The 22,608-nt window shown below is 67.3% G+C and carries 16 protein-coding genes; 9 read left to right on the top strand and 7 right to left on the bottom strand.

All coding sequences use genetic code 11. The features are described 5' to 3' along the window. Positions 1-2,036: 2,036 nt before the first annotated feature. The 5 genes from trxA to LDO15_RS22165 all read right to left on the bottom strand — a co-directional run bounded on the left by trxA (position 2,037) and on the right by LDO15_RS22165 (position 8,042). Positions 2,037-2,363: a thioredoxin gene (gene trxA, locus LDO15_RS22185; protein ID WP_223982537.1), complete on the bottom strand. Its 327-nt coding sequence runs from the start codon at positions 2,361-2,363 to the stop codon at positions 2,037-2,039. 39 nt (positions 2,364-2,402) lie between these two features. Then, positions 2,403-3,359 (bottom strand): thioredoxin-disulfide reductase, encoded by a 957-nt coding sequence (gene trxB, locus LDO15_RS22180; protein ID WP_223982534.1) that lies wholly within the window; start codon positions 3,357-3,359, stop codon positions 2,403-2,405. Positions 3,360-3,610: 251 nt separating this feature from the next. Continuing rightward, positions 3,611-5,185 (bottom strand): ABC transporter substrate-binding protein, encoded by a 1,575-nt coding sequence (locus LDO15_RS22175; protein WP_223982531.1) that lies wholly within the window; start codon positions 5,183-5,185, stop codon positions 3,611-3,613. A 171-nt stretch (positions 5,186-5,356) separates the two neighbouring features. Then, positions 5,357-7,432 carry a murein biosynthesis integral membrane protein MurJ gene (gene murJ, locus LDO15_RS22170; protein ID WP_223982529.1) on the bottom strand — a complete coding sequence of 692 codons (2,076 nt, stop codon included), beginning with the start codon at positions 7,430-7,432 and terminating at the stop codon, positions 5,357-5,359. A 61-nt stretch (positions 7,433-7,493) separates the two neighbouring features. Continuing rightward, on the bottom strand, positions 7,494-8,042 hold the full coding sequence (locus LDO15_RS22165; RefSeq protein ID WP_223982527.1) for an NUDIX hydrolase: 549 nt from the start codon (positions 8,040-8,042) through the stop codon (positions 7,494-7,496). Positions 8,043-8,213: 171 nt separating this feature from the next. On the opposite strand from LDO15_RS22165, the gene LDO15_RS22160 reads away from it, so the two are divergent. From LDO15_RS22160 to LDO15_RS22140, 5 genes are all read left to right on the top strand, one after another. Next, a complete protein-coding gene (locus tag LDO15_RS22160; protein ID WP_223982525.1) occupies positions 8,214-9,692 on the top strand; it encodes a CCA tRNA nucleotidyltransferase in 1,479 nt (492 codons plus the stop codon). Further along, on the top strand, positions 9,693-10,277 hold the full coding sequence (locus LDO15_RS22155) for a histidine phosphatase family protein (RefSeq protein ID WP_208641917.1): 585 nt from the start codon (positions 9,693-9,695) through the stop codon (positions 10,275-10,277). A gap of 781 nt (positions 10,278-11,058) precedes the next feature. Next, positions 11,059-11,199: a hypothetical protein gene (locus tag LDO15_RS22150; RefSeq protein WP_223982523.1), complete on the top strand. Its 141-nt coding sequence runs from the start codon at positions 11,059-11,061 to the stop codon at positions 11,197-11,199. A 234-nt stretch (positions 11,200-11,433) separates the two neighbouring features. Next, positions 11,434-12,918, top strand: coding sequence for a glycosyltransferase 87 family protein (locus LDO15_RS22145; protein WP_223982522.1), 1,485 nt, complete (start codon positions 11,434-11,436; stop codon positions 12,916-12,918). Further along, on the top strand, positions 12,911-14,359 hold the full coding sequence (locus LDO15_RS22140; RefSeq protein WP_223982520.1) for an NAD(P)/FAD-dependent oxidoreductase: 1,449 nt from the start codon (positions 12,911-12,913) through the stop codon (positions 14,357-14,359). Before LDO15_RS22145 ends, LDO15_RS22140 begins: the two co-directional genes overlap by 8 nt. 54 nt (positions 14,360-14,413) lie before the next feature. Here the strand turns inward: LDO15_RS22140 and LDO15_RS22135 are convergent, their stop codons facing one another. Both LDO15_RS22135 and LDO15_RS22130 read right to left on the bottom strand, forming a co-directional pair. Next, positions 14,414-15,181: an ABC transporter ATP-binding protein gene (locus LDO15_RS22135; protein ID WP_223982517.1), complete on the bottom strand. Its 768-nt coding sequence runs from the start codon at positions 15,179-15,181 to the stop codon at positions 14,414-14,416. 44 nt (positions 15,182-15,225) lie between these two features. Then, complete coding sequence (locus LDO15_RS22130) at positions 15,226-16,380, bottom strand: ABC transporter permease (RefSeq protein ID WP_223982515.1); 1,155 nt, start codon at positions 16,378-16,380, stop codon at positions 15,226-15,228. Positions 16,381-16,568: 188 nt separating this feature from the next. Here LDO15_RS22130 and LDO15_RS22125 point away from each other — a divergent pair, with 188 nt between their 5' ends. The 4 genes from LDO15_RS22125 (at position 16,569) to LDO15_RS22110 (ending at position 22,487) form a co-directional block, all read left to right on the top strand. Then, a complete protein-coding gene (locus LDO15_RS22125) occupies positions 16,569-17,936 on the top strand; it encodes a sensor histidine kinase (RefSeq protein WP_223982512.1) in 1,368 nt (455 codons plus the stop codon). Further along, complete coding sequence (locus LDO15_RS22120) at positions 17,933-18,589, top strand: response regulator transcription factor (RefSeq protein ID WP_223982509.1); 657 nt, start codon at positions 17,933-17,935, stop codon at positions 18,587-18,589. The genes LDO15_RS22125 and LDO15_RS22120 overlap by 4 nt, the downstream gene beginning before the upstream one ends. A gap of 112 nt (positions 18,590-18,701) precedes the next feature. Continuing rightward, a complete protein-coding gene (locus LDO15_RS22115) occupies positions 18,702-20,735 on the top strand; it encodes a penicillin-binding transpeptidase domain-containing protein (protein WP_223982507.1) in 2,034 nt (677 codons plus the stop codon). A 69-nt stretch (positions 20,736-20,804) separates the two neighbouring features. Next, positions 20,805-22,487 (top strand): ATP-binding cassette domain-containing protein, encoded by a 1,683-nt coding sequence (locus LDO15_RS22110; protein WP_223982505.1) that lies wholly within the window; start codon positions 20,805-20,807, stop codon positions 22,485-22,487. Positions 22,488-22,608: the final 121 nt, after the last annotated feature.

The following is a 22,608-nucleotide window of genomic DNA, read 5'->3' as shown; positions in this document are numbered from 1 at the left end:
CGGCGGGCGTGGCCCGGGGTGGACGCCCGTGTTCCCCTTCCCTTTCATCGCGAAGGTCCATGCTGCCGAGGCATTGCGGGCCGATTTGCTGAGCACGGTGGACCTAGAGGACTGAAGGCTGCCCGCCGACTCCATCCATGGGGCTAGGCTAGCGATCCACCGCCATGATGTCCGTCAGAGATCGAGCAGTCATCGGGGTGGATGGTGGGACACCACTCGGCCGGGAAATCAGTCCCCCACCATTAGGAGGCTCCCCGGGGCGTTCTCCCAGACGTATAAATCCCGGCGCCGTCAGCTGCCGGCGGGCTCACTTTGGGCCGGCCTGGCCTGGTCTGGCACTTGCACGCGCCCTGGCGCGAGGGCGAGCCCCGCCGGTTTCGTATCGGAGGTTGGGACCGCGGGCCGGCGGGCATGATGTTTCACGTGAAACGGCGCGGCACTGTCGATCTGGACCTATTGAAGTCGCGAAGGGAGCTTGGCCACGTGGTCGGGTTTTGACCGGGGTGGGATTGCTATCGAGGATATCCGCACGGCACCCCAGCTCGGGATTCGTAGGGCATATTCGTCACCCCAGTACTAACGTGCTCTCTGCTCCGGGCCCGGAAGAACCGCTGATCCACGCCGAAGAGAAGCGTCAATGAGGAGAAAAGATCTCCCATAGGATCGTGATTGGACAGTCCTGAAGCGGCAGGCGAGGGGTGAGGCTCGGCTTCATTGATGAGTATCTAATAGTTCAGTCTCGTTTAGGAACTGTCCGCAGGTTCGGCGGTGTTTCACGTGAAACATCGACTGAGCCCCAGGCTCGCCTGGATGAGTCCGCGAGGGCCGGCGACGCTCGCCAGCGGATCAACTTTCTGGCCGTCTGGAGCGTCCGGACGGCGGCCGGAATGTTTCACGTGAAACACCGGCAGTCTTGGGTGAGGCAGCTACCAGAAGTTGGTACCGCCGGGATTGGCTCCCGGGTGGTGCTGCCGGGGATGGTGGTGCTGGATTAGGGCGAATGGATGGTCCGCCACTGCCGTTCAGGACACTGGCAGGGCGGGGATGGCCATTCGGCGATTGGGTCGCAATGTCGCAGTTCGGCCGTCTTCCAGGCCCGGAATTTGTCCCTTTCGATGCAACCGAAGGAAATGGGAGAAAGATGCCCGCAGCTCCGATGGGGCTGTCATTCTGCATTCCGCCGGGTTCCACCTTCGACCGCATACGGAGCGCACCGCATTGCATTTGGAGGTCGACATTGGAACCCACTATTGGGAGCTTGGCTGCATGTGAGTCCTGCCGTGACCGCGCCTACTCCCCGGCATTCATCCCTGCGGCGTCGTATCTGTTGCCAGCTCAAAGTTCGCACAACTGGCTTCTCCCCGGTGTCTGTTTCACGTGAAACACCAGCCGGGCGGATGTGGCGTCACAACCACACGCGTTAGTGGATTTCCCTTCCTTCTGCGTCGGCCATTGAACATCGTGTTTCGGCCACGCGATCGTCCCGCGACCCCTACCGCGACCGCTACCGTGAGCGTCACCGTGGTGCAGACTCCACGATGGCTGCACCACGATGTTTCGCCGAGCCGCCGAGTGAGGTGAACACAGAGACGCATGGACGCAGATGTTTCACGTGAAACAAAGGCAGCGCTTAACCAGTCTCGGCAGCCCTCAGGGTGCGTTGACGCCTTCGCCGTGCCGACTCGGCAGCCGCAGCCCGCTCTTCACCCCCCGTTAGCATCCAGGGACAATCATCAACTCGAAGATCGGTTGCCTCAAAAAAAGACATCCCTAGAAAACCGATAAAGATTGTCCCCGCGAATTCAATACATGCCGATAAGTCCCACGTAGGCGCCCGCTCTCCTGCAGAGCCGCAATTGGGACAAAAAAGTGGCCCCCGCGTGAAGCGGGGGCCACCATCGGTCGGTCTCGAACTACCCGCCGGGCTGTTCCGGGCCCTGGAAGGGGTGCTGTGGAACTTACTGGGCAGTATCAGGGAAACTAACCGCGAAGCCATGCCAGAAACTAGGTCTGCCAGAAACCCGGCATGCCGGGAACTAGGACAGGACGTCCGCGAATTCCTTCTCGAAGAACTGCTTGGGCCGTGCGCCGATGACGGTGCTCTTGACCTCGCCGCCCTGGAAAAGGTAGACGGCCGGGATGGAGGTGATGCCGTACTCGGCCGCGATGGCCGGGTTGTCGTCAACGTTTACCTTGACCACATCCACCTTCTCGCCGTACTCCACGGAGATCTCATCCAAAATCGGGCCGAGCTTGCGGCAGGGGCCGCACCATTCAGCCCAGAAGTCCACAATGACCGGCTTGTCGGAAGCCAGTACATCGGTGCTGAAGCTGGCGTCTGTTACGTCTTTTGCGTTGCTCATAACCTGTGTCTCTCTCTTCGGTGGGTTGCAGCGCGCCGTTTAGGCGTGGAAATCTGCGAGGTAGTGTTCGACGTCGAGGGCTGCCACACAGCCGGAACCCGATGCGGTGATCGCCTGGCGGTAGGTGGGATCAATGACGTCGCCGGCGGCGAAGACGCCTTGGATGCTGGTCTTAGACGTGCGACCGTCCACGGCGATGGTTCCCTCGGCGGTGAGATCGAGCTTGCCCTTGACCAGGTCGGTGCGGGGATCGTTGCCGATCGCCACGAAGACGCCGGTCACGGCGAGTTCGGATTCCGTGCCGTCCACAAGGTTCTTCAACCGCAAACCGGTGACCTTGTCCTGACCCAAGACGTCCTCCACGCCGGTGTTCCACACGAAGTTGATCTTCTCGTGGGCCAGGGCGCGGTCAGCCATGATCTTCGAAGCCCGGAGGGCATCGCGTCGGTGAACCACGGTGACGGTCCTGGCGAACTTGGTGAGGAACAGTGCCTCTTCCATGGCGGAGTCGCCGCCGCCGATCACGGCGATGTCCTGATCCTTGAAGAAGAAACCGTCGCAGGTTGCACACCAGCTGACACCGTGGCCGGACAGCCGCTTCTCGTTCGGCAACCCAAGCTCGCGGTAGGCCGAGCCGGTGGACAGGATGATGGAACGGGCCTTGAAGGTCTCCCCCGTGCCGATCGTGACGGTCTTGATGTCGCCGTCGAGGTCCAGCTCGGTGACGTCCTCAAACTGGATCTCGGTGCCAAAGCGGGCAGCCTGCTTCTCGAAGTTCTCCATGAGGTCAGGACCCATGATGCCGTCGGGGAACCCGGGGTAGTTCTCCACGTCCGTGGTGTTCATCAGTTCGCCGCCGGCGGTTACCGAGCCTGCCAGGAGCAGCGGCTTCAGGTTCGCGCGCGCCGTGTACACCGCCGCGGTGTAGCCCGCCGGGCCGGAGCCGACGATGATGACATCACGTACTTCGGAGGCAGTGTTTTCTGCGTTGCTCACTGAACGGTGAACCTCTTCCTTTGTCGATGCGCCCGCCTCGATGGCCGGCCACATGGCACAACTATTGCCGGGTGCTGAATATTCCGGCCGAAATGGGCGTCACGGAGCGACACCACTACTCAGGGTACCGGGTTGCCGGGACCAAGGCCGGAGACAGCCCGGCATTACAGGCTCGATTACAGGCCCGCTGCTGCCCGGGACAGCCAGGACTCAGCCCGCTCCGGCGCAGCCCGATTACCGCACCGGGTCCGCTACTGCACCTTGATCTCGGCCAGGCGCAGGCCGTAGCCATAGCGGGTCTTGGGGGCCGCCAGCTTCGGAAGCGTCTTGATGGACACGATCACGTACTGCGCCGTGACCGGTTCAGACAGCGGCATGGTCAGGTCCGGAGAGGTGAAGCTGTTGCTGCCAATCTGCTTTGCGCCGTCCAGGGAAGGCTTGTCGTTGGTGAAGACGCTGATGCTGCCACCGGAGGCGCCGAGCTGGCTCAGGGTGACGGAGGAGACCTTGGAGGGGCCCTTCAGCTTGACGACCAGGGGAACCTCGGACGCAAGGCCGCCCCAGTCGTCGGTGGCGAATTCCATGTCGGACCAGAAGCTCGCGCCGTTTCCGTCAAAGGTCTTGACGAGGTCGGCATCGTAGGTCCCGGCGAAATCGAAGTTGCCCAGTCGCGTCACGTCCTCGATGACGGGCGGCCCTGCTGCCGGTGCCTCACTGGCGGTGGACGACGGTTGCCCCGTTGACTGTTCCGGCGTGCCGGACTGCGCGGAGGATGCGGCGGTCGTCGGGGGGCTGCTCTTGAAAAGGCTGCCGAGGTTGGTGACCGCGAAGACGAGGCCCACCACCAGGACAGCGGCCAGCAGGCCGCCGACCAGCCAGCGCATGGAGCGGGGCTCCCGGCGCGGCTCGTCTTCGTACTCGTACTCGTCCTCTTCCTCGACGGCGGCACGGGCGGAGGCAGGGAAGTTGCCCGGCGCGCGGTCCGCGGTGTCGAAACCTGCCCCGGCGAGCCCGGCGCCGGCGGCGCTTCCCTCGTGGTCTCGGCTGCCCCCTTGATCGCCGCCGGTGTAGTCGTCGTCGGACCACCGGGAGACTTTAGGTGCCGCGGCGGTGGCGGGCTGCTGCGCTGCCGGCTCGGCCGGGCGGGGCGCTGCGCCCTCCTGGATGGGCTGCGGTGCCGTGGTCTCCTGCCGTGCGGACGATTGTGGAGCAGTTCGCGGGGTTTGGGGAGCTTTCGCGGACCCTGCGGCCGCCGCCCCTGCAGCGGCCCCTGCGGCCGCCGCGCCGGCCGCGGCCGAGGGTGCGGACGAAGGCCGTGAGGGAACTCCGGCGGGCGGTGCCACCGGGGAAGCCTGCGGCTCGCCGGCTACCGGCTGGGCGTGCCCGTAGTTGATGTACCCGGCGTCGACTTCCTCGTCGTCGTAGAGTCCGTCGTAAGTTTCGGGTTCGTGGGAACGCGCCTGCCCGAAGATCTCGCTGCCCAGCGTGTCCGTGAAGAAAGGTTCGATATACGGCGGGTTGGACGACACCACGAGATCCAGCAGATCCGCCGCCGACGTGTGGTTGGTGATCAGATACGTGGTGGAATCGCTGACGCCAAGGTCAAGGATCTGCACGCTGCCCGGCCGTTCGCCGGTGGCCACTTCCCGCGCGCTCCGGGCCACCTGATCGGCGTTGCCCGGTCCGGCGACGAGAATGCTCACGGGCCTGTTGAGCACCTGGTCGACACCGTCCAGCACCAGATCCTGGTCATGTGAGGTCAGTACGGTGGCAGTGACCTTGTAGCGGCCACCGAGTACTGATCCGACATCGATCGGGTGGGACACGGGCTCCTCCTAGACTGTCCGGGATCTGCCGACGTGGTCACTCCGCGAGCAACCGTGTGTCCTCCGGCAAGCCGGTTGACCGCTGGTCTGCAACTCCCCTTGTTAGTCTTCGATCCTAGCCGATGCTCTGTCCGGGCCGCGTGAGCATGGCTGTTTGAAACGGGGCCGAACTCATTTTTTCTTTTTCCGGTTGAACGGGAAATAGGGGTTGTGCCCGGCCGGCCCCTGATAGGTCCGGCGGCCCGGCAACGGAACATCGCCCCGGCCCAAGCCGCCCTGCGCGGTGCTCGGGAGATCTTCTGCCGGCAGGTAGCCGCCCTCCGGACCGGCCGGCCGGCCGTTGGCGAAGGCGTCTTCTTCCCGGATGTCGGGACCCGCCCGGAAGGACGCGGCGTCGAACTCGCCGGAAATACGCGGGATCAGGCCCGTGTCCACGGAGATTGTGGCCCGCTCCGGCACCCTCCGCATCTCCGCTGCGCCTTCGGTCAGGGTCTCGGCGCCGGGCTCGGTGCCCGGCGCTGCGGCGGCGCGCCGCCGCAGCCGCCCCAGAAGGGGCTGCAGGAGGTCCTGGAGTTCGGTGACCCGGAACATCTTCAGCAGCAGGAAGTAGGCGGCCAGCATGACGGGACCGACGACGGCGATCGTCACCAGGGCGGCGATCCGGTCGCTCCAGGCGAAGCCGTCGGGGTTATAGCTGCCCAGCAGCCACAAGGCCACGGCCCCGGCCAGGGCGGAACCCAGGGCCGCGTATCCCATGCGGATGTAGGAGCTGGCGATGCGCGGGCCGTCCAAATGGCCCAGGAGCCGGCGCAGGAAGACCGCGCTGACAATCACGGAGAGAATGTTGCCGCCGGTATAGAGGATGGCGATGGCGAAGATGATCTGATCGAACGGCAGGAACTGGATCACGAACGCGGACGCCAGGTTGACCAGCGCCAGTACCAGTTGGATGAAGAACGGCGTCCGGGCGTCCTCATTGGCGTAAAACACCCGCGACATCATGAAGTTGGCGCTCATGAAAGGGGTGCTGAGGGCCAGGATCGTGAGGGTTTGGGCCAGCATGACGCCGTCCTGGCGGACCCCGCCGGAGAAGAACATGCCCAGTGGTCCGGCCAGCGCGAAGAGCGCCAGCGCGCCGAAGACGGTTGCCACGGCCATGGTCCGCAGCCCGTGGGAGAGCGCGTTGCGCAGCGCGGCCCGGTCGCCGTCCTGCGAGGCCCGGGTCATCCGGTTGAACAGCACCGTGGCCAGGGACAGGGCAATAATGGAGTGCGGCAGCAGGTACAGCTGGCTGGCCACCTCCAGCACGGCATTGCCAGGAATGCTGTCCGCCGCGGGGTCCCCCGCCTGCTGAAGGCGGAGCCGTTCCGCGCCCGGAATCGTGGCGATGCGCATGACGTAAAGGAAGGCCAGCTGTCCGACGGCGGCCGTCGCCAGGGTCCAGATGCTCAGCTTCGCGGCATGGCCCAGCCCGACCCCGCGCCAGCCGAAGCGCGGCCGCAGCCCCAGCCGGAGCCTGAACACGGGAATGAGCAGGACGGCGGTCTGGGCGACCACGCCGATCGTGGAGAACCCGGCCACAAGGAAGGTCTGGAACGACCCCCAGTTGTCGATGGTGTGCGGGTTGACGGCGTTGGCGCCCATGATGGCGATGAACATGCCCAGCCCGGCGATCGCCACGATGTTGTTGACGATCGGCGCCCACATCGCGGGCCCGAACGCGCCGTGGGCGTTGAGGACCTGCGTCAGCAGGGCGTACAGGCCGTAGAAGAAAATCTGCGGAAGGCACCAGAACGCGAACGATACCGCCAGGGCCTTCTGCTGCGGCGAGTACCCCTGCGTGGTCAGTTGAATGACCGAAGGCGCCAGCAGCGTGACCAGCAGCGTGAGCACCAGCAGCACCAGCACCGCCAACGTCAGCAGCCGGCTGATGTAGTCCGCACCCTTGTCCGGCGCCTTGCTGGCCTTGATGATCTGCGGCACCAGAACAGCATTGAACACCCCGCCCGCCACCAGCAGGAAGATCAGGTTAGGGAGGTTGTTCGCATTGATGAAGGTGTCATTGACGGTGGAGCCCAGGCCCAGGGCGGCCGCCAGCATCCAGGTCTTGGCGAAGCCAAGGAAACGCGACACGAGGGTTCCGGCGGCCATGATGGCGCTGGAACGGGCTTCTCCGGACTGGACAGCTTTGGAATCGGCGGGGCCGGAGGGGACGGGGGCGGGTTTGGCTGATGACATCGTCTTCATCGTCTCACCCGGGCGGGGCATTAGTCGCTATCCGCGGCCGTCACCGGCCGCCCCGGAAGCCTTAGCGCTCTTCCGGGAGGACTTCCCTGGCCAGATCCGCGATGCGGCGTTCATTGGGAAAGGATAGCTTGCGCGCCAGTTCCTGGATGGGAACCCACGCGACGTCCACGGCTTCCTTGTCCGGATCGTTCTCGATGGTCAGTTCGCCGCCGGTGGCACGCAGGAGGAAATGGTGCACGGTCTTATGGACCCGGTGCCCGCTCACGGTAAACCAGTAGTCGATGCTTCCCAGCGGTGCCAGGATCTTGCCCTCGATCCCGGTTTCCTCGGCGATCTCGCGGACGGCGGCTTCCTCGTTGCTTTCCTTGCCCTCCGGATGTCCCTTCGGCAGGCACCATTCGAGCCGGCCGCCGCGGTTGAGGCGGGCGATAATCGCAACCCGCAGTTCGGCGTCGGACATATCCACCACGACGCCGCCGGCGGAGATTTCCTCCACGGTGGGCAGCGAGGCATGGCCCGTGTGCTGGACAGGCGCGACATTGGCACCTATTGCCGACGGCAACGGTGCGTTTGTCCTCCTGCCGGGAGCGCTCGGTACGGGATGGGCCATGATGTCCACTCTAACGACTCTTGCCCGCTGTTGATGACCTAAACATGGCTGGAAAGTGGACGGCCGGGAAACTGGGCCCGCTGCAGTTTGTCCGCAATCGTTACGAACCCGCCGGATCCCAATAGGTTGCGGTGTGGTGCTGGCGCGGTTTTCTGACAAGCTTAAGTAACTATGGCGCACGCACATCACAAGACTGACTCCCACACCGTTTCCTTCCAAGTGGATCCGGTGGTTCTGGAGCTTGGGCAGCGCTTCGTCGACGCCGGCCATGAGCTGTCCCTCGTGGGCGGGCCCGTCCGCGACCTGTTTCTCGGCCGGGTCTCCCCCGACCTGGACTTCAGCACTGACGCCACCCCGGACCAGACCGTCGCCCTGATCAAGAAATGGGCGGACAACTACTGGGAGATCGGGCGCGCCTTCGGCACCATCGGCATGCGCAAGGCCGGCTTCCAGATCGAAATCACCACCTACCGGGCCGACGCCTACGATCCCGAATCCCGCAAACCGGTAGTGGCCTTCGGAACATCGCTCACGGATGACCTGCTGCGGCGGGACTTCACGATCAACGCCATGGCCCTGCGGCTGCCCATGCTGGAACTCGTCGATCCCTTCGGCGGCGTCCGAGACCTGCACGCCTCCATCCTCAACACGCCGGGACCGCCGGAAACGTCCTTCTCCGATGACCCACTGCGCATGATGCGCGCCGCGAGGTTCGCGGCCCAGCTCGGCGTGTCGCTGCACGCCGAAGTCCGCGAGGCCATGGTCCGGATGGCCGAACGGATCAGCATCATCTCGGCCGAACGTGTGCGCGACGAACTGGTCAAGCTCATTTGCGCCGCGCAGCCGCGGGCCGGCGTGGACCTGCTGGTGGACACGGGACTCGCGGACCTTGTGCTGCCCGAAGTCTCGGCCCTGCGCCTCGAATCCGACGAGCACCACCGCCACAAGGACGTCTACCAGCACTCGCTGCAGGTCCTGGAACAGGCCGCCGCGCTGGAAACCGCGCCGGACGGCCCGGTACCAGGCCCGGACTTCGTGCTGCGGTTCGCGGCCTTGATGCACGACGTCGGCAAGCCGGCCACGCGCCGTTTTGAACCGGGCGGTGCGGTCAGCTTCCGGCACCACGACATGGTGGGCGCCAAGCTGACCGCCAAGCGCATGAAGGCGCTCCGGTTCGACAACGACACCATCAAAGCCGTGGCCAGGCTTGTGGAGCTGCACATGCGCTTCTACGGCTACGGCGAAGCCGGATGGAGCGATTCCGCGGTCCGCCGCTATGTCACCGACGCGGGCCCCCTCCTGGAGCGCCTTCACCGGCTCACCCGCTCGGACGTCACCACCCGGAACCAGCGCAAGGCGGACCGGCTGTCCTTCGCCTACGATGACCTCGAGGACCGGATTGCGGCCCTGCGGGAACAGGAATCCCTCGAGGCCGTCCGTCCGGACCTGGACGGTGGCCAGATCATGGCCCTGCTGGGACTCAAACCCGGCCCCGTAGTGGGCCGCGCCTACAGATTCCTGCTGGAAGAACGCATGGAACACGGTCCGCTCGATCCCGCCGTCGCCGAAGCCCGCTTGCGGGAATGGTGGGCGGCCCAGCCCGAGGCGGCGCCCGCCGGCGTCGATCCTTCCACCACTGAGGAGTCCTAAGTGATTGCACCTTCCAACGGCCCCCGCCCCCAACTGTGGATCCTCCGGCACGGTGAAACAGAGTGGTCCAAGAGCGGCCAGTACACGGGTCTGACCGACATGCCCCTCACGGTGGAAGGCGAGCAGCAGGCCGTGGAGGCGCGCAAGGTGCTCGAGACTGTCGACTTTGACCTCGTCCTGACCTCGCCCCTGCGCCGCGCCCGCCGGACCGCGGAACTCGCCGGCTACCCCGATGCCCAGCTGGAGCCGCTGGCGGTGGAATGGGACTACGGCGACTACGAAGGCATCAGCTCAGACCTCATCCGCAAGGACAACCCTGAATATCTGATCTGGACGCACGGAGTCCCCAACGGGGAAGCGCTCGACGACGTCGCCGCCCGGGCGGACAAGATCGTGGCCCGGGTGCTCGAATCGGGCCTGGACAACGTGCTGATCGTCGCGCACGGACACTTCTCCCGCATCCTGACCGCCCGGTGGCTCGGACTCGACCCCCACGAGGGCCGCCATTTTGTGCTGGGAACCGCCAAAGTCTGCACGTTGGGATGGGACAAGAAGACGCCCGCCGTCGTGCGCTGGGGACTGTAAATCCGGCTCATGAAATAAAATTCAGAAAAGTTTATGAATTCGGTAGGCAACCGCCGTATTTGTAGTGTATTTTTATTCCTGACCCCAGAGCGACTTGCCGGGGTCACGGCGCCCGTCGCCCGGCCAGTCAGCCGGAGCCACGGCAGGACAGAAAAGGAGGTTGGGAAAATGAAGATTACTTTGACTAGCGGATGGATGTACTCCACCACCGCCACCCCGGCCTCGTTCGCTGAGCCGCGCCCAAATGTCGGACTGACTGTTTCCTAACCGCCCCTCCCGTCCCAGGTGATTCAGCCTGGACGCATGGCGGAGGGCTTCCCTGAAGGGAAGCCCTGTGACAGCAGCCTGGACAGCGGAACCACGCGGTTGCGCAGCCTCCCCATAGTTCGGAACCCAGCTTCTTGTTGGGGTTTGCGGCGCCACTGCGTCCGGGGCCACTCTCCATCGAATATCACTCCGTATCCGGAATTCCGGCTTAGTTAAAGCCGCGGAATTTCGCGCTTAATTGTCGTGCCCGGATTGTGCTATTCAATTTCTTTGTTTCCACGGCTTTATTTGTCGTGCCCTAAAGGCGACCGTCCGTTCACCCGGCATTCCTGCTTTGTCCCCGTGCCCGTCTGCAATCCCCTACCCACGAAAGGTCCCCGTGACCCCCTCAACCACCGCCCCGACCCGCCGCGCCGCCGCCCCCGCAACGGGTCCGCGCCGGTCAAGTTCCCCGGGTTCCCCATCAAGCCGCCGATCAAGCCGCCCATCAAGCCGCCGGGAGGAGGTGAGAACCATGATGAACAAGCTCTACACGGTCCTGTTCCGGAGCAGGAATCAGGAACGCGAAGAGTCGACGCGTTTCAACGGCCAGCTCCTGGACCAGAAGCGTGACGAAGTCTTCCTCGCCCTGTACCAGGCGGGCCTTTTTCGCTGAACCCCCGACACTTCCGCCGCCGTCCCGCAAGGGGATGGAACCAGATACCGGCAGGACTGTCCGCAGCGAAGGAGAACCTCATGACTGACAGTGGCACCGATCCCCGGGGAGCCCGTGCGGCGACGCACGGGCTCCGCCCTTTAAGCCCCGCCCGCGTTGCCCCCGGCGGCCAACGGACGTGCCCGGCACGCCGGAGCGCGGCGAGCGGCAACAGCCCCCGGTAAGCTCGAGGTCATGCAGGAGACAAAGCCGCCCGAGCACCGCAAACGGGTCCGATTGGTCATCCCGAGCCGCAGCGACCCTTTTCTCCGAAACTTCACGGAACTGGTGGGCGGTCCCCTGGGCCACCGGACGGCCCCCGGGATCGTTTCGCCGGGATTCTTCACGGTGGAGCGTGTTCTGGTGATCCTCACTGTCATCGCCGCCCTGACCGGCATTCTCCTCAAGAACTTCTGCCGCACCCACGGCTGGGAAACACCCGGACAGTTCTACGCCACGTGCTACTCGGACTTTCCGGAGCTGTTCCGCAACCGCGGCCTCGGCGACGGCGCCTTCCCCTTCATCACCCAGGGAAGCTTCTTTGAGTACCCCGTGCTGATGGGGTTCATCGCGGGCGCCACGGCACTTCTGGTCCCGGGCGCCGGCACCGGGGACCCCCGAGTCCTGGGCTACTTCGACGTCAACGCCACCCTGATCGCCGTGGTCTGGATTATCGCGGTGCTGGCCACTGCACGGACCAACCGGCGGCGCTCCTGGGACGCGGCGATGGTTGCCCTCGCCCCCGGCATCGTCCTGGCGGGCGTCATTAACTGGGACATGTGGGCCGTGTGCCTGCTCGCTCTTGGCATGTACTTTTTCTCGCGCAACCAGCTCGTCCTCGCCGGAATCTTCATCGGACTGGGCACGGCCACCAAGCTGTACCCCCTGCTGATCCTTGGCGCCGTCCTGCTGCTGGCGCTCCGGAGCGGGCGCATCCGGGCGATCCTGGTCACTGCCGGTGCCGCGACAGCGGCCTGGCTGGCGGTCAACGTCCCGGTGGCCGCCACTAATCCGGAGGGCTGGAAGTACTTCTACCAGTTCACCCAGGAGCGGCCGGCGGGCTACAGCTCCCCCTGGTTCGCCTACAACCTGGTGGCGGGCCGCCTGGGCTGGAACCCGCTCGAGGCCGCGGCCATCAACTCCCTGGCCATGGACCTGTTCCTCCTGGCCTGCATCCTGATTGGCGTCCTCGCCCTGACAGCACCCCGGCGGCCAAGGATCGCACAGCTGGCCTTCCTGATCGTGGCAGCCTTCATCCTCACCAACAAGGTGTACTCGCCCCAGTTCGTACTGTGGCTGATCCCGCTGATCGCCCTTGCCCGGCCCCGCTGGCGGGACTTCCTGATCTGGCAGGCCATCGAGGCCCTGCACTGGGGCGCAATCTGGATGTACCTCGGGCAGGCGACCAGCGGCGGCTCGACCCAGCACAACATCGACATGCCCTATTACGTCCTGGCCGTGGTTGCCCACATGCTCGCGACCGCCTACCTGATGGCGCGGGTCGCCTGGGACATCTGGGATCCGTCCTACGACGTGATCCGCGGACGCAGTGTGGATGATCCGCACGGCGGCCCCTTCGACGGCGCCCCGGACTGGCTGCGGATTGATCTCCGCCGGCCGGCGGCGTCCGTCTTGCCGTGGCGGACGGGTGCCCCGGCGGAAGGCTCGGCACGTGACTGACGTCGTCGTCGTCGGTTCCGGCCCCAACGGGCTGGCAGCGGCGGTGACCATGGCGCGGGCCGGACTCAAAGTCCACGTGTTCGAGGCGGCTGCCACCCCCGGCGGCGGACTGCGCACCGTCGAACTGATGGAACCGGGGCACTTCCACGACGTCTGCTCGGCCGTGCATCCCATGGCCCTGGCCTCGCCCTTCTTCCGCCGGTTTGAGCTGTCCCGGCGCGTGCCGCTGGCGGTGCCGGATGTCTCGTACGGATCCCCGCTCGACGGCGGCCGCGCGGCCCTGGCGTACCGTTCGCTGGACCGCACGGCCGCGGAGCTCGGGCGGGACGGCGCCGCCTACCGCCGGCTCATGGCGCCCCTCGTGCGGCGGATCGACGGCGTCGCCGACCTGACCCTGAACCAGCTGTTGAGGATACCGGGGGATCCCGCGGCGGCTGCCGCGTTCGGCGTCCGGACGCTCGAACAAGGCTCGCGGCTGTGGAACGCCAGATTCAGGGAGGACCTGGCCCCCGCACTGCTGAGCGGCGTCGCAGCGCACGCCGTGGCCGTGCTGCCCTCGATCGCCGCCGCCGGTGCCGGCCTGATGCTCGGCGCGCTGGGGCATGCCGGCGGCTGGCCGGTTCCGCACGGCGGATCCGCCGCGATTGCCCGGGCGCTGACCGCCGACGTCGAAGCCCACGGCGGCGTGGTTGAGACCGGGACCCGGATCGGCTCGCTCGGGGAACTGCCGCCGGCCCGCGCCACCTTGCTGGATGTGGCGCCGCCCGCGTTGCTGCACCTGGCCGGCGGCCGCTTCCCGGCCGGTTACCGGCGTGCACTGGAGTCCTTCCGCTTCGGAAACGCGGCCTGCAAGGTCGACTTCATTCTCTCCGGACCCGTGCCGTGGGCGAACCGCGGCCTCGCCGATGCCGGGACGGTCCATGTGGGCGGCACCCGGGCCGAGACCGCCGAGGCGGAGCACCAGGTCGCGGCGGGCCGGCATCCGGAACGGCCGTATGTGCTGGTCTCCCAACCCTCACGTTTCGACCCCGGCCGTGCCCCGGCAGGCCGGCACATCCTCTGGACCTATTGCCATGTTCCGGCAGGCTCCACGATGGACATGAGTGACGCCGTCATGGCGCAACTGGAGCGTTTCGCCCCCGGGTTCCGGGACCTTGTGGTGCAGTTCAGGGTCACGACGGCGGCGGGCCTGGCGGCCTACGACGAGAACTACGTCGGCGGGGACTTCAGCGCCGGCCGGATGGACCTTTGGGGCATGCTCCGCAGGCCGGTGCTCAGCCGCGTTCCGTGGCGGACTCCGTTGCCCGGCGTGTACTTGTGCTCGTCATCCACCCCGCCGGGCCCCGGCGTCACCGGGATGCCCGGCTTCCATGCCGCCCGATATGCGCTGAGGGACATGTTCGGGCGCGGTGTGCCCGACCTCGGCTACCGGGGACCCTAGCCCAGCGGCCAGGTCCGACGGCGGGGGGTGACATCGGGCCCCGGCGGCGCGGCCTTACCCCAGGCGCGGGGCCGCCGCTGCAGTCGGCGCTGCCGTGGACTCCGTGGCGGCCAGCCGCCCGTCGCGCATGCTCGCCACGGCGTCCGTGAGCGGGACGAAATCGGTGTCGTGCGTGACCATGACCGTTGCCACGCCGAACTCGTCCGTGACCTGCCGCAGCAATCGGACGATCGCCTCGGAACGGTGGTGGTCAAGGGCCGCCGTCGGCTCGTCCACGAGCAGCACGGCAGGGTTGCCCATGAGGGCCCGGGCAATGTTGACGCGCTGGCGCTGCCCGCCGGAGAGCTGGTGGGGCCGCTTCGCGAGGGCGTGCCCGAGGCCCACGAGGTCCAGCAGTCCCGCGGCGCGCTCGGCTGCCTCCCGGGCTGCCCCGCCGCGCAGGCGCTGCGTGATCACCAACTGCTCCACGGCGGTGAGGGACGGGAGGAGATTGGGCTGCTGGAAGATGATGCCGATCTTGTCCCGGCGCAGTGCGGTGCGGCCGGCATCGGGCAGCGCACCCGCGTCCAGTCCGTCGATCACCACCAGTCCGGCGGAGGGCCGGACGAGAGTGGCGGCGACGGCCAGCAGCGAAGACTTTCCGGACCCGGAGGGTCCGATCAGGGAGACGAACTCCCCCGGCGCAACCTTGAGGCTTACGTCGTCCAGGGCCTTGAGGGTGCCGTCTCCATCCGGGTACTCCAGGGTGACGTTGACGAGGTTCAAGGAAGGATTTCTTGGGGCGGAATTTTTTGGGGCTGCATTGTTCAGTGCGGACTTCATGAAGTATGCCTTTCTGGGAATATATACTGCCGGGCGCAGTGCGGTCAGTTGCCGCCGAGGGCGATGAGCGGGTCGACGCGCGCGACGCTGCGGACCGCCAGCGCCGCGCCGGCCAGACCCAGGATGACGATCCCGGCGATGGGCAGCAGCGTTGTCGCGGGGGTCAGGAGGAACGGGGCGGCCCGGGACGCGAGGACCCCGCCGGCCAGCCCGGCCAGGCCGCCGGCCGCGGCGCCGGCCAGCAGGACCAAAGCCGCCTGGGCCATGGCGTCCCGGAGGATGTAACGGGCGGACCCGCCCAGGGCCTTCAGGACGGCTATGTCGCGGGTGCGCTGGACCGTCCACACCGTCAGGAAGGCGACAATCACGAGGGCGGAGATGCCGTACAGGAACGCCTGCATGAGCAGCAGTGAGCCGTTCTCGCTCTTGTAGGAGCCGAGGGCCTGGAAAGATCCCTCAACGGTGGTGCTGACGGTTGCCGCGGCAGCATTGGCGGCAACGGTGTCGGCCCCGGGTGCGGCGCTGATCTTTTCAGAGTCGGAGCCGCCTGCGTCGGCTGTTCCGCCGTCGAATTTCCCGCCGTCGAACTTCACGGCGAGTACCGTTGCGGCGCCGCCGTCGGGGATGTGCGCCAGCTTCTGCCAGTCGTTCAGCGTGGTCCACACGACGCCGGTGTGCGAATACCACTGCTCCGGCACGATCGCCGTCACGATCAGGTCCGTTCCGCCGACCGAGGCGCGGCTGCCAATGCTGAGGTCCAGTTCCGCCGCGAGGCCTGCCCCGACGGCGACGGTTCCCTCGGCCAGCGGGGCGGGTGCCAGGCCGGTGCCGGGCTCAGTGCCGAAGACTGCCACGCTTGCCGTGCGTGCCGGAACGCCCCCGGGGCCCAGCGCCTGGAAGCGGCTTTGGCTGATTCCCAGGGCATCGGCCCGGGCGACGCCGTCGCGTGCCATCCACTCGGCCTGCTGGGCACGGGTGACTTCGGACTCCGTGAATGAGGCCTTGGGCGGGCTCCCGGCCGGGGCGCCGAAGACCAGCTGGTCCGCCGGGAGGGCGGCGAGAGCCGAGGTCGACTGGTTGCCGAGACCGGCGGTGAGCCCGGAGAGCATGACGAGCAGGAGCGTGATGAGGGCGACGACCGCGCCCATGAGGGCAAACCGCCCTTTGGCGAAGCGGATATCGCGGATGGCGAGATACATGGTTGTCCTTCTTCGTGACGTGGGTGGCGTTGCTTCAAGCCTTCCGTCCGCCCGGCTTCGCGACATCGGCCGCCCGGCTGGACCGCCGGCGCCGGGAGGACGGCCGCACGGTCAGCCAATCGGTTGATTCCGCCGGGGACAGACGGTTTTCCGCCGGAGCGCTGTCCTGCCGGCACTAGGCTGGAAGCATGGAGGGCGACGCCGTGAACACGGTCCACAACGGCACGCCGCAGGCCGGCACGGAGCCCACCGGGGCGGCCGGCATCCTGCGCGTCCTGCGGGTGAGTCTTCACGTCGGCTTCGCGGTGCTGCTCCTGGTGGCCCTCGTCCGGCTCCTCACCGGCGGAATCCACGGCACAGGCTGGATCACCCTTTTGCTGGCGCTGCTGCTCGCCGCCGTCTACCTCCTGGGCACCGTCCTGGAGAAGCGGCATGCCGCCCGCCCGGCCCGGTTCGATCCGCGGCCCTACTCGGGCTGGTGGCTGGGCGGCGTCAGCCTTCTCTGGCTGCTGCTGATCTGGGCCAGCGCCGACTTCGTCTGGCTGGCCTTCCCGCTGTTCTTCCTGCAGCTGCACGTGCTTCGGCGCCGAGTTGCTCTGCCGGCGATCGCCCTGAGCACCCTGCTGGTCATCGTGGCCCTTTGGTTCCACAACGGCGGTGTTGCACCGTCGGGGCAGGCCACTGCGGAGCCGGCCAGCGTGGCGCTGCAGCTGCCCATGGTGCTCGGTCCCGCGTTTGGCGCGGCCTTCGCCGTGGTCACCGGGCTGGCTTATCGGGCGCTGTTCCTAGAGGCGGAGAACCAGCGGCTGGCGGCCGAGGAACTCCGCCGCACCCGTGCCGAACTCGCCAGGACCCAGCACGACGCCGGCACCCTGGCCGAGCGCACCCGGCTGGCCCGCGAAATCCACGACACCCTCGCCCAAGGCCTGTCCAGCATTGTGCTGATGGGCCGCGCGGCCGAGAAAGCCCTGGACGACGGCGATCCCGCCGTGGCACGGGAAAGGCTCCGCATCGTCCGGGACACGGCCGCGGCCAACCTTGCCGAGGCCCGCAACTTCGTCCGGGCCCTCCAGTCCCCTGACCTCGAGGACGGCTCCCTCGTGGCCAGCCTCCACCGCCTGTGCGAAACGACCGAGGCTGAAGCTGCCGCGCGCGGTGCCGGACTGCGCTGCCGCCTCGACGTCGAAGGCCCGCCGGCGGAACTCCCCGGTGCTCACCAGACTGCCCTGCTGCGGGCCGCGCAGGCGAGCCTGGCCAACGTCCGGGTTCACGCGCAGGCGAGCAGCGCCGTCGTCACCCTGTCCTTCCTCGGTCCGGAAGTGGCCATGGACATCTTCGACGACGGCATCGGATTCGACCCGGCGGCCGCAACTGGCCGCCCGGACGGTTCCGGCTATGGCCTGACATCGCTGCGCGAACGCGTGGCCGCGCTGCACGGCCAGCTGGATGTCGAATCCGCCCCGGGCGAGGGCACCGTGGTGGCCATCCGGCTGCCGCTGGGCGAAGCGCCAGGCTTCCCCGCCGCGTCAGCGCAGGCGGGCGGGGGCCGGCCATGAAAAATATCAGAGTCTTCCTGGTGGATGACCACCCGGTGGTCCGGGCCGGGCTGCGGGCGATGCTCGGTGACCTGCAGGGCATCACCGTGGTGGCCGAGGCAGCCGACGGCGGCGCCGCCCTGGCCGGACTGGCCAAGCTCCATACCCTGGGCGAGCCAGCGGATGTGGTGCTCATGGACCTGCAGATGGGTGCCGGCATGGATGGAGTTACCGCCACCGGCCGCATCAAGGCGGGAGAGGCCGGCCAGCCGGCTCCCCCGGTGCTCATTCTCACCACCTATGACTCCGACGCCGACATCCTCGCTGCCGTCGAGGCCGGAGCCAGCGGCTACATGCTCAAGGACGCCCCGCCCGAACAGATCCGCCAGGCGGTGCTCGCCGCCGCCGCCGGCGGGACGGCGCTGGCACCCGAGGTCGCTGCCCGGCTGATGGGCCGGATCCGGAATCCGGAGCCGGCACTGTCCGCCCGCGAGATCCAGTTGCTCGAACTGCTGGCCACCGGGATGGGAAACCGGGCGATCGCGAAGCAGCTGTTCATTTCCGAGGCCACGGTCAAGACCCACCTGGTGCACATCTACGGCAAGCTCGGCGTGGACAACCGCACCGCCGCAATCGCCGTGGCCGCGCAACGCAGAATCATCCGGCGGCCGTAGCCCGGCGTGACCGCCTTCTGGTCCTGGCCTCTATGACGGCGGTCCGTCCCTGACCACTGTGACGGCGTGATGTGACAACGGAGTTGTCGGGGGCCCGGGGCATAATGGCGCCATGGGGAACTCATCAAAACTTGCACTGGCCCTAGTGGGTCTTGTTCTTGGCGCCTCGCTGGTGGCCTGCGACGACGGCCGCGCCGGCGCCGAAAGCGCTGCCAAGCAGCTTGCCTCCGCGGTGTCCGCGCTCGACGTCGGCTCCGTCGCCTTTGAGGGGAAGGAATCGGGCGCCGCCAACGATCGGTTGAAGGAAATCTTCAAGGGGATGGACCCGGTCAAGCCTGCGGTGGAAAGCGGCCAACTGACCCTGGAGTCCGATAAGGCCACAGTGCCGCTGAACTACAGCTGGAAGATCGGCTCCGGGGAGTGGAAGTACACCACCTTCGCCGAGTTCAAGAAGTCCGGCGACAAGTGGCTGACAGTATGGAACCCGGCCACCCTGGTCCCCGAGTTGGCCGAAGGCGAGATCGTCTACACGGCGACCCATACGCCGGCGCGGGCCGACATCCTGGGAGCCGGGGGCGTCCCGCTGGTCACGTACCGGCCGGTGGTGAACGTTGGCATCGACAAGCCCGCACTCGGCGGCGCGGACCCCGCCGACTCCGCCACCAAGCTGGCCCAGCTGGTGGGAGTTGACCCCGCGGCCTACGCCCAACAGGTTCAGGCATCAGGCCCCGAGGCTTTCGTTGCCGCCATCACCCTGCGTGAGGATGGACGGACCATCACTGACGCGCAGATCGGCGAGATCCCCGGCGCCCGCGCCGTCCGGGACTCTCTCCCGCTGGCACCGACCCGCACCTTCGCCCGCGCCCTGCTGGGCACCGCAGCCGAGGCGAATGCCGAACAGATTGAAAAATCGAACGGGGAGCTCAAGGCCGGGGACACTACCGGCACCGGCGGCCTGCAACAGCAATACGACGCGCAGTTGCGCGGCAGCGACGGCATCCAGGTCTTCGCCGAAAAGGGAGGCCTCACGGCCGAAGAAAAGCAGACTTTGCCCAACGGGGGGCGCCGCCAGCAGTTCCAGACTGAGATAAAAGTGGGAACCCCGCTGAAGACCACCCTGGACCCGAAGCTGCAGGAGCTCGCGGAGGATGTCCTCGGCAAGGTCGGTCCGGCGTCGGCCATCGTGGCGCTCCGACCCTCCAGCGGTGCTGTCCTGGCGGCCGCGTCAGGCCCGGGCAGCAACGGCTACGACACCGCGATGCTGGGCCAGTACGCCCCCGGTTCGATCTTCAAAATGGTCGACTCCCTGGCCATGTTCCGCAACGGAATGACCCCCGATTCCAAGGTGGACTGCCCGCCCACGCTCACCGTGGACGGCCGCACCTTCAAAAACGCCGAAGGCTACCCCGCGTCCTCCCTGGGCTCCGTGACGCTGCGCGACGCCTTTGCCCACTCCTGCAACACCGCCTTCATCAACGCCCGCGGCACCGTCAGCCAGGCGCAGCTCGAATCGGCCGCGACGTCGCTGGGCGTGGCCGTCGAAGCGCCCGCGCTGGGGGCCGCCGCATTCCTCGGTTCCGTGCCCGGAGCCGCCGAAGGCACCGAACATGCCGCTTCAATGATCGGCCAGGGCAAGGTGCTCCTGTCCCCGCTGGCCGCCGCCATCATGGCCGGCTCCGTGGCCAAGGGAGCCCCGGTGGCGGCCCAGCTGGTGTTGAATCCGAACGAGGGCGTCACTTCCCCGGGCGGCGAGAGCACCGCCCCGGCCGGCACCGGAACAGCCGGCACGTCGCCGGCGACTTCGCCGTCCGGTGCCGCGACGACCGACACCCCGGCTCCGTCGGCCCCCGCCCCGGCCGCGACCGCCGAAACGCCGGTCACGGCGGCGGAAGCCGCGTCCCTGGCCGACATGATGCGCGCCGTCGTGACCAGCGGCCACGCCGGGTTCCTGGCGTCCGTCCCGGGCGAGCCCGTCGGCGCGAAGACCGGAACGGCCGAGTTCGGCAACGACAACCCGCCCAAGACCCACGCATGGATCGTGGCCGTGCACGGTGACCTGGCCGTCGCCGTGTTCGTCGAGGACGGCGGCCTCGGGGCCACCACGTCCGGACCGCTGCTCAAGGAGTTCCTCACCCGGGCCAGCTGAGCGATCCCGAAAAGTCGGCGCCGCCGGACCGCGGGGAGGCTGCCGGAAGACCGTGGGAAGATTGAACGCGTGGCTCATATTGACGTTTCCGGCATCGACTACTTCCTCTCCGACGGCACCCAGCTGCTCAACGGGGTGACATTCAAGGTCCCGGACGGCACCAAGACGGCGCTGATCGGGCCGAACGGAACCGGCAAGACCACACTGTTCCGGATCATTTCCGGCGATCTCGTTCCCGATGAAGGCGTGATCGGCCGCTCCGGCAACATGGGGATCATGCGCCAGTTCGTGGGCCAGGTCCGGGACGACTCCACGGTCCGCGACCTCCTGGTTTCCGCGGCCCCGCCGGCCCTGGCCGCCGCCGCGCGTGCCGTGGACGAGGCGGAGCTCGCCATGATGGAGCACGACGACGAGCCCACCCAGATGGACTACGCCCAGGCGATCGTGGACTGGGGCGACGCGGGCGGCTATGACGTCGAGACCGTCTGGGATGAGGTCTGCATGGCGGCCCTTGGCCTGCCGTTCGACCGCGCCCAGCACCGCCCGGCGTCGAGCCTCTCCGGCGGCGAGCAGAAACGGCTGGTCCTCGAGGCCCTCTTCGCCGGACCCGATGAACTGCTGCTCCTTGACGAGCCGGACAACTACCTTGACGTCCCGGGCAAGCGCTGGCTCGAGGCCAAGCTCAACGAGTCGAAAAAGACCGTGTTCTTCATCAGCCACGACCGCGAACTACTCAACAACGCCGCGGGCCGCATCGTCACGCTGGAACCCGGCATCAACGGAGCCGGCGCCTGGGTCCACGGCGGCGGGTTCGGCTCCTACGTTGACGCCCGCGCGGATCGGAACGCGCGCTTCGAGGAGCTGCGCAAGCGCTGGGACGAGGAGCACGTGAAGCTCAAGGAACTCGTCAACATGTACAAGAACAAGGCCGCTTTCCGCTCCGACATGGCCAACCGGTACCACGCCGCCCAGACCCGGCTCGCGAAGTTCCTCGAGGCCGGCCCGCCCGAGGCCCTGCCCATCGAGCAGAACGTAAAGATGCGGCTGAAGGGCGGACGCACCGCCAAGCGCGCCATCGTGGCCGAAAAGCTGGAACTAACGGGCCTCATGAAGCCGTTCTCCACCGAGATCTGGTTTGGCGACCGGGTGGGCGTCCTCGGATCCAACGGTTCGGGCAAGAGCCACTTCCTGCGCCTGCTCGCCACCGGCGGCACCGATCCGGAGCGGGAACACCTGCCGGTCTCCGACGTCGAGATCGCGGAGGTCCCGCACGAGGGCACCGTGAAACTCGGCGCCCGGATCCGGCCCGGCTTCTTCGCCCAGACCCACGTCCGGCCCGACCTGCTGGGCAAGACCCTGCTGGAGATCCTGCACCGGGGCGACGAGCACCGCTCCGGGCTGGGCCGCGAAGCCGCCGCCGGCGCCCTGGACGGCTACGGCCTCGCCGGGCAGTCCGAGCAGAAGTACGAATCCCTCTCCGGCGGCCAGCAGGCACGCTTCCAGATCCTGCTCCTCCAGCTCTCCGGGGCCACCCTGCTGCTGCTCGACGAGCCCACGGACAACCTGGACCTGCACTCGGCCGAGGCGCTGGAACGGGCGATCGACCACTTCGAGGGCACCGTCCTGGCGGTCACCCACGACCGCTGGTTCGCCCGCACCTTCGACCGCTTCCTGGTCTTCGGTTCCGACGGCAAGGTCTACGAATCGGCCGAACCGGTCTGGGACGAAAAGCGCGTCGAACGCGCCCGCTAGGCCGCAGCACGGAGTCCACACAGCAACGCGGGGTCAGATACGGTCCATTCCGGGGGAGGTTACGGGCCGTATCTGACCCCGCGTTGCTGTTCCGGCCACGCTGTGGCTGCGCAATTGGTGA

This window comes from Arthrobacter sp. NicSoilB8 (assembly GCF_019977355.1).
GTDB lineage: Bacteria > Actinomycetota > Actinomycetes > Actinomycetales > Micrococcaceae > Arthrobacter.
Note: the sequence above shows the minus strand (reverse complement) of the source record. Positions and strands in the feature narration are given on the sequence as shown.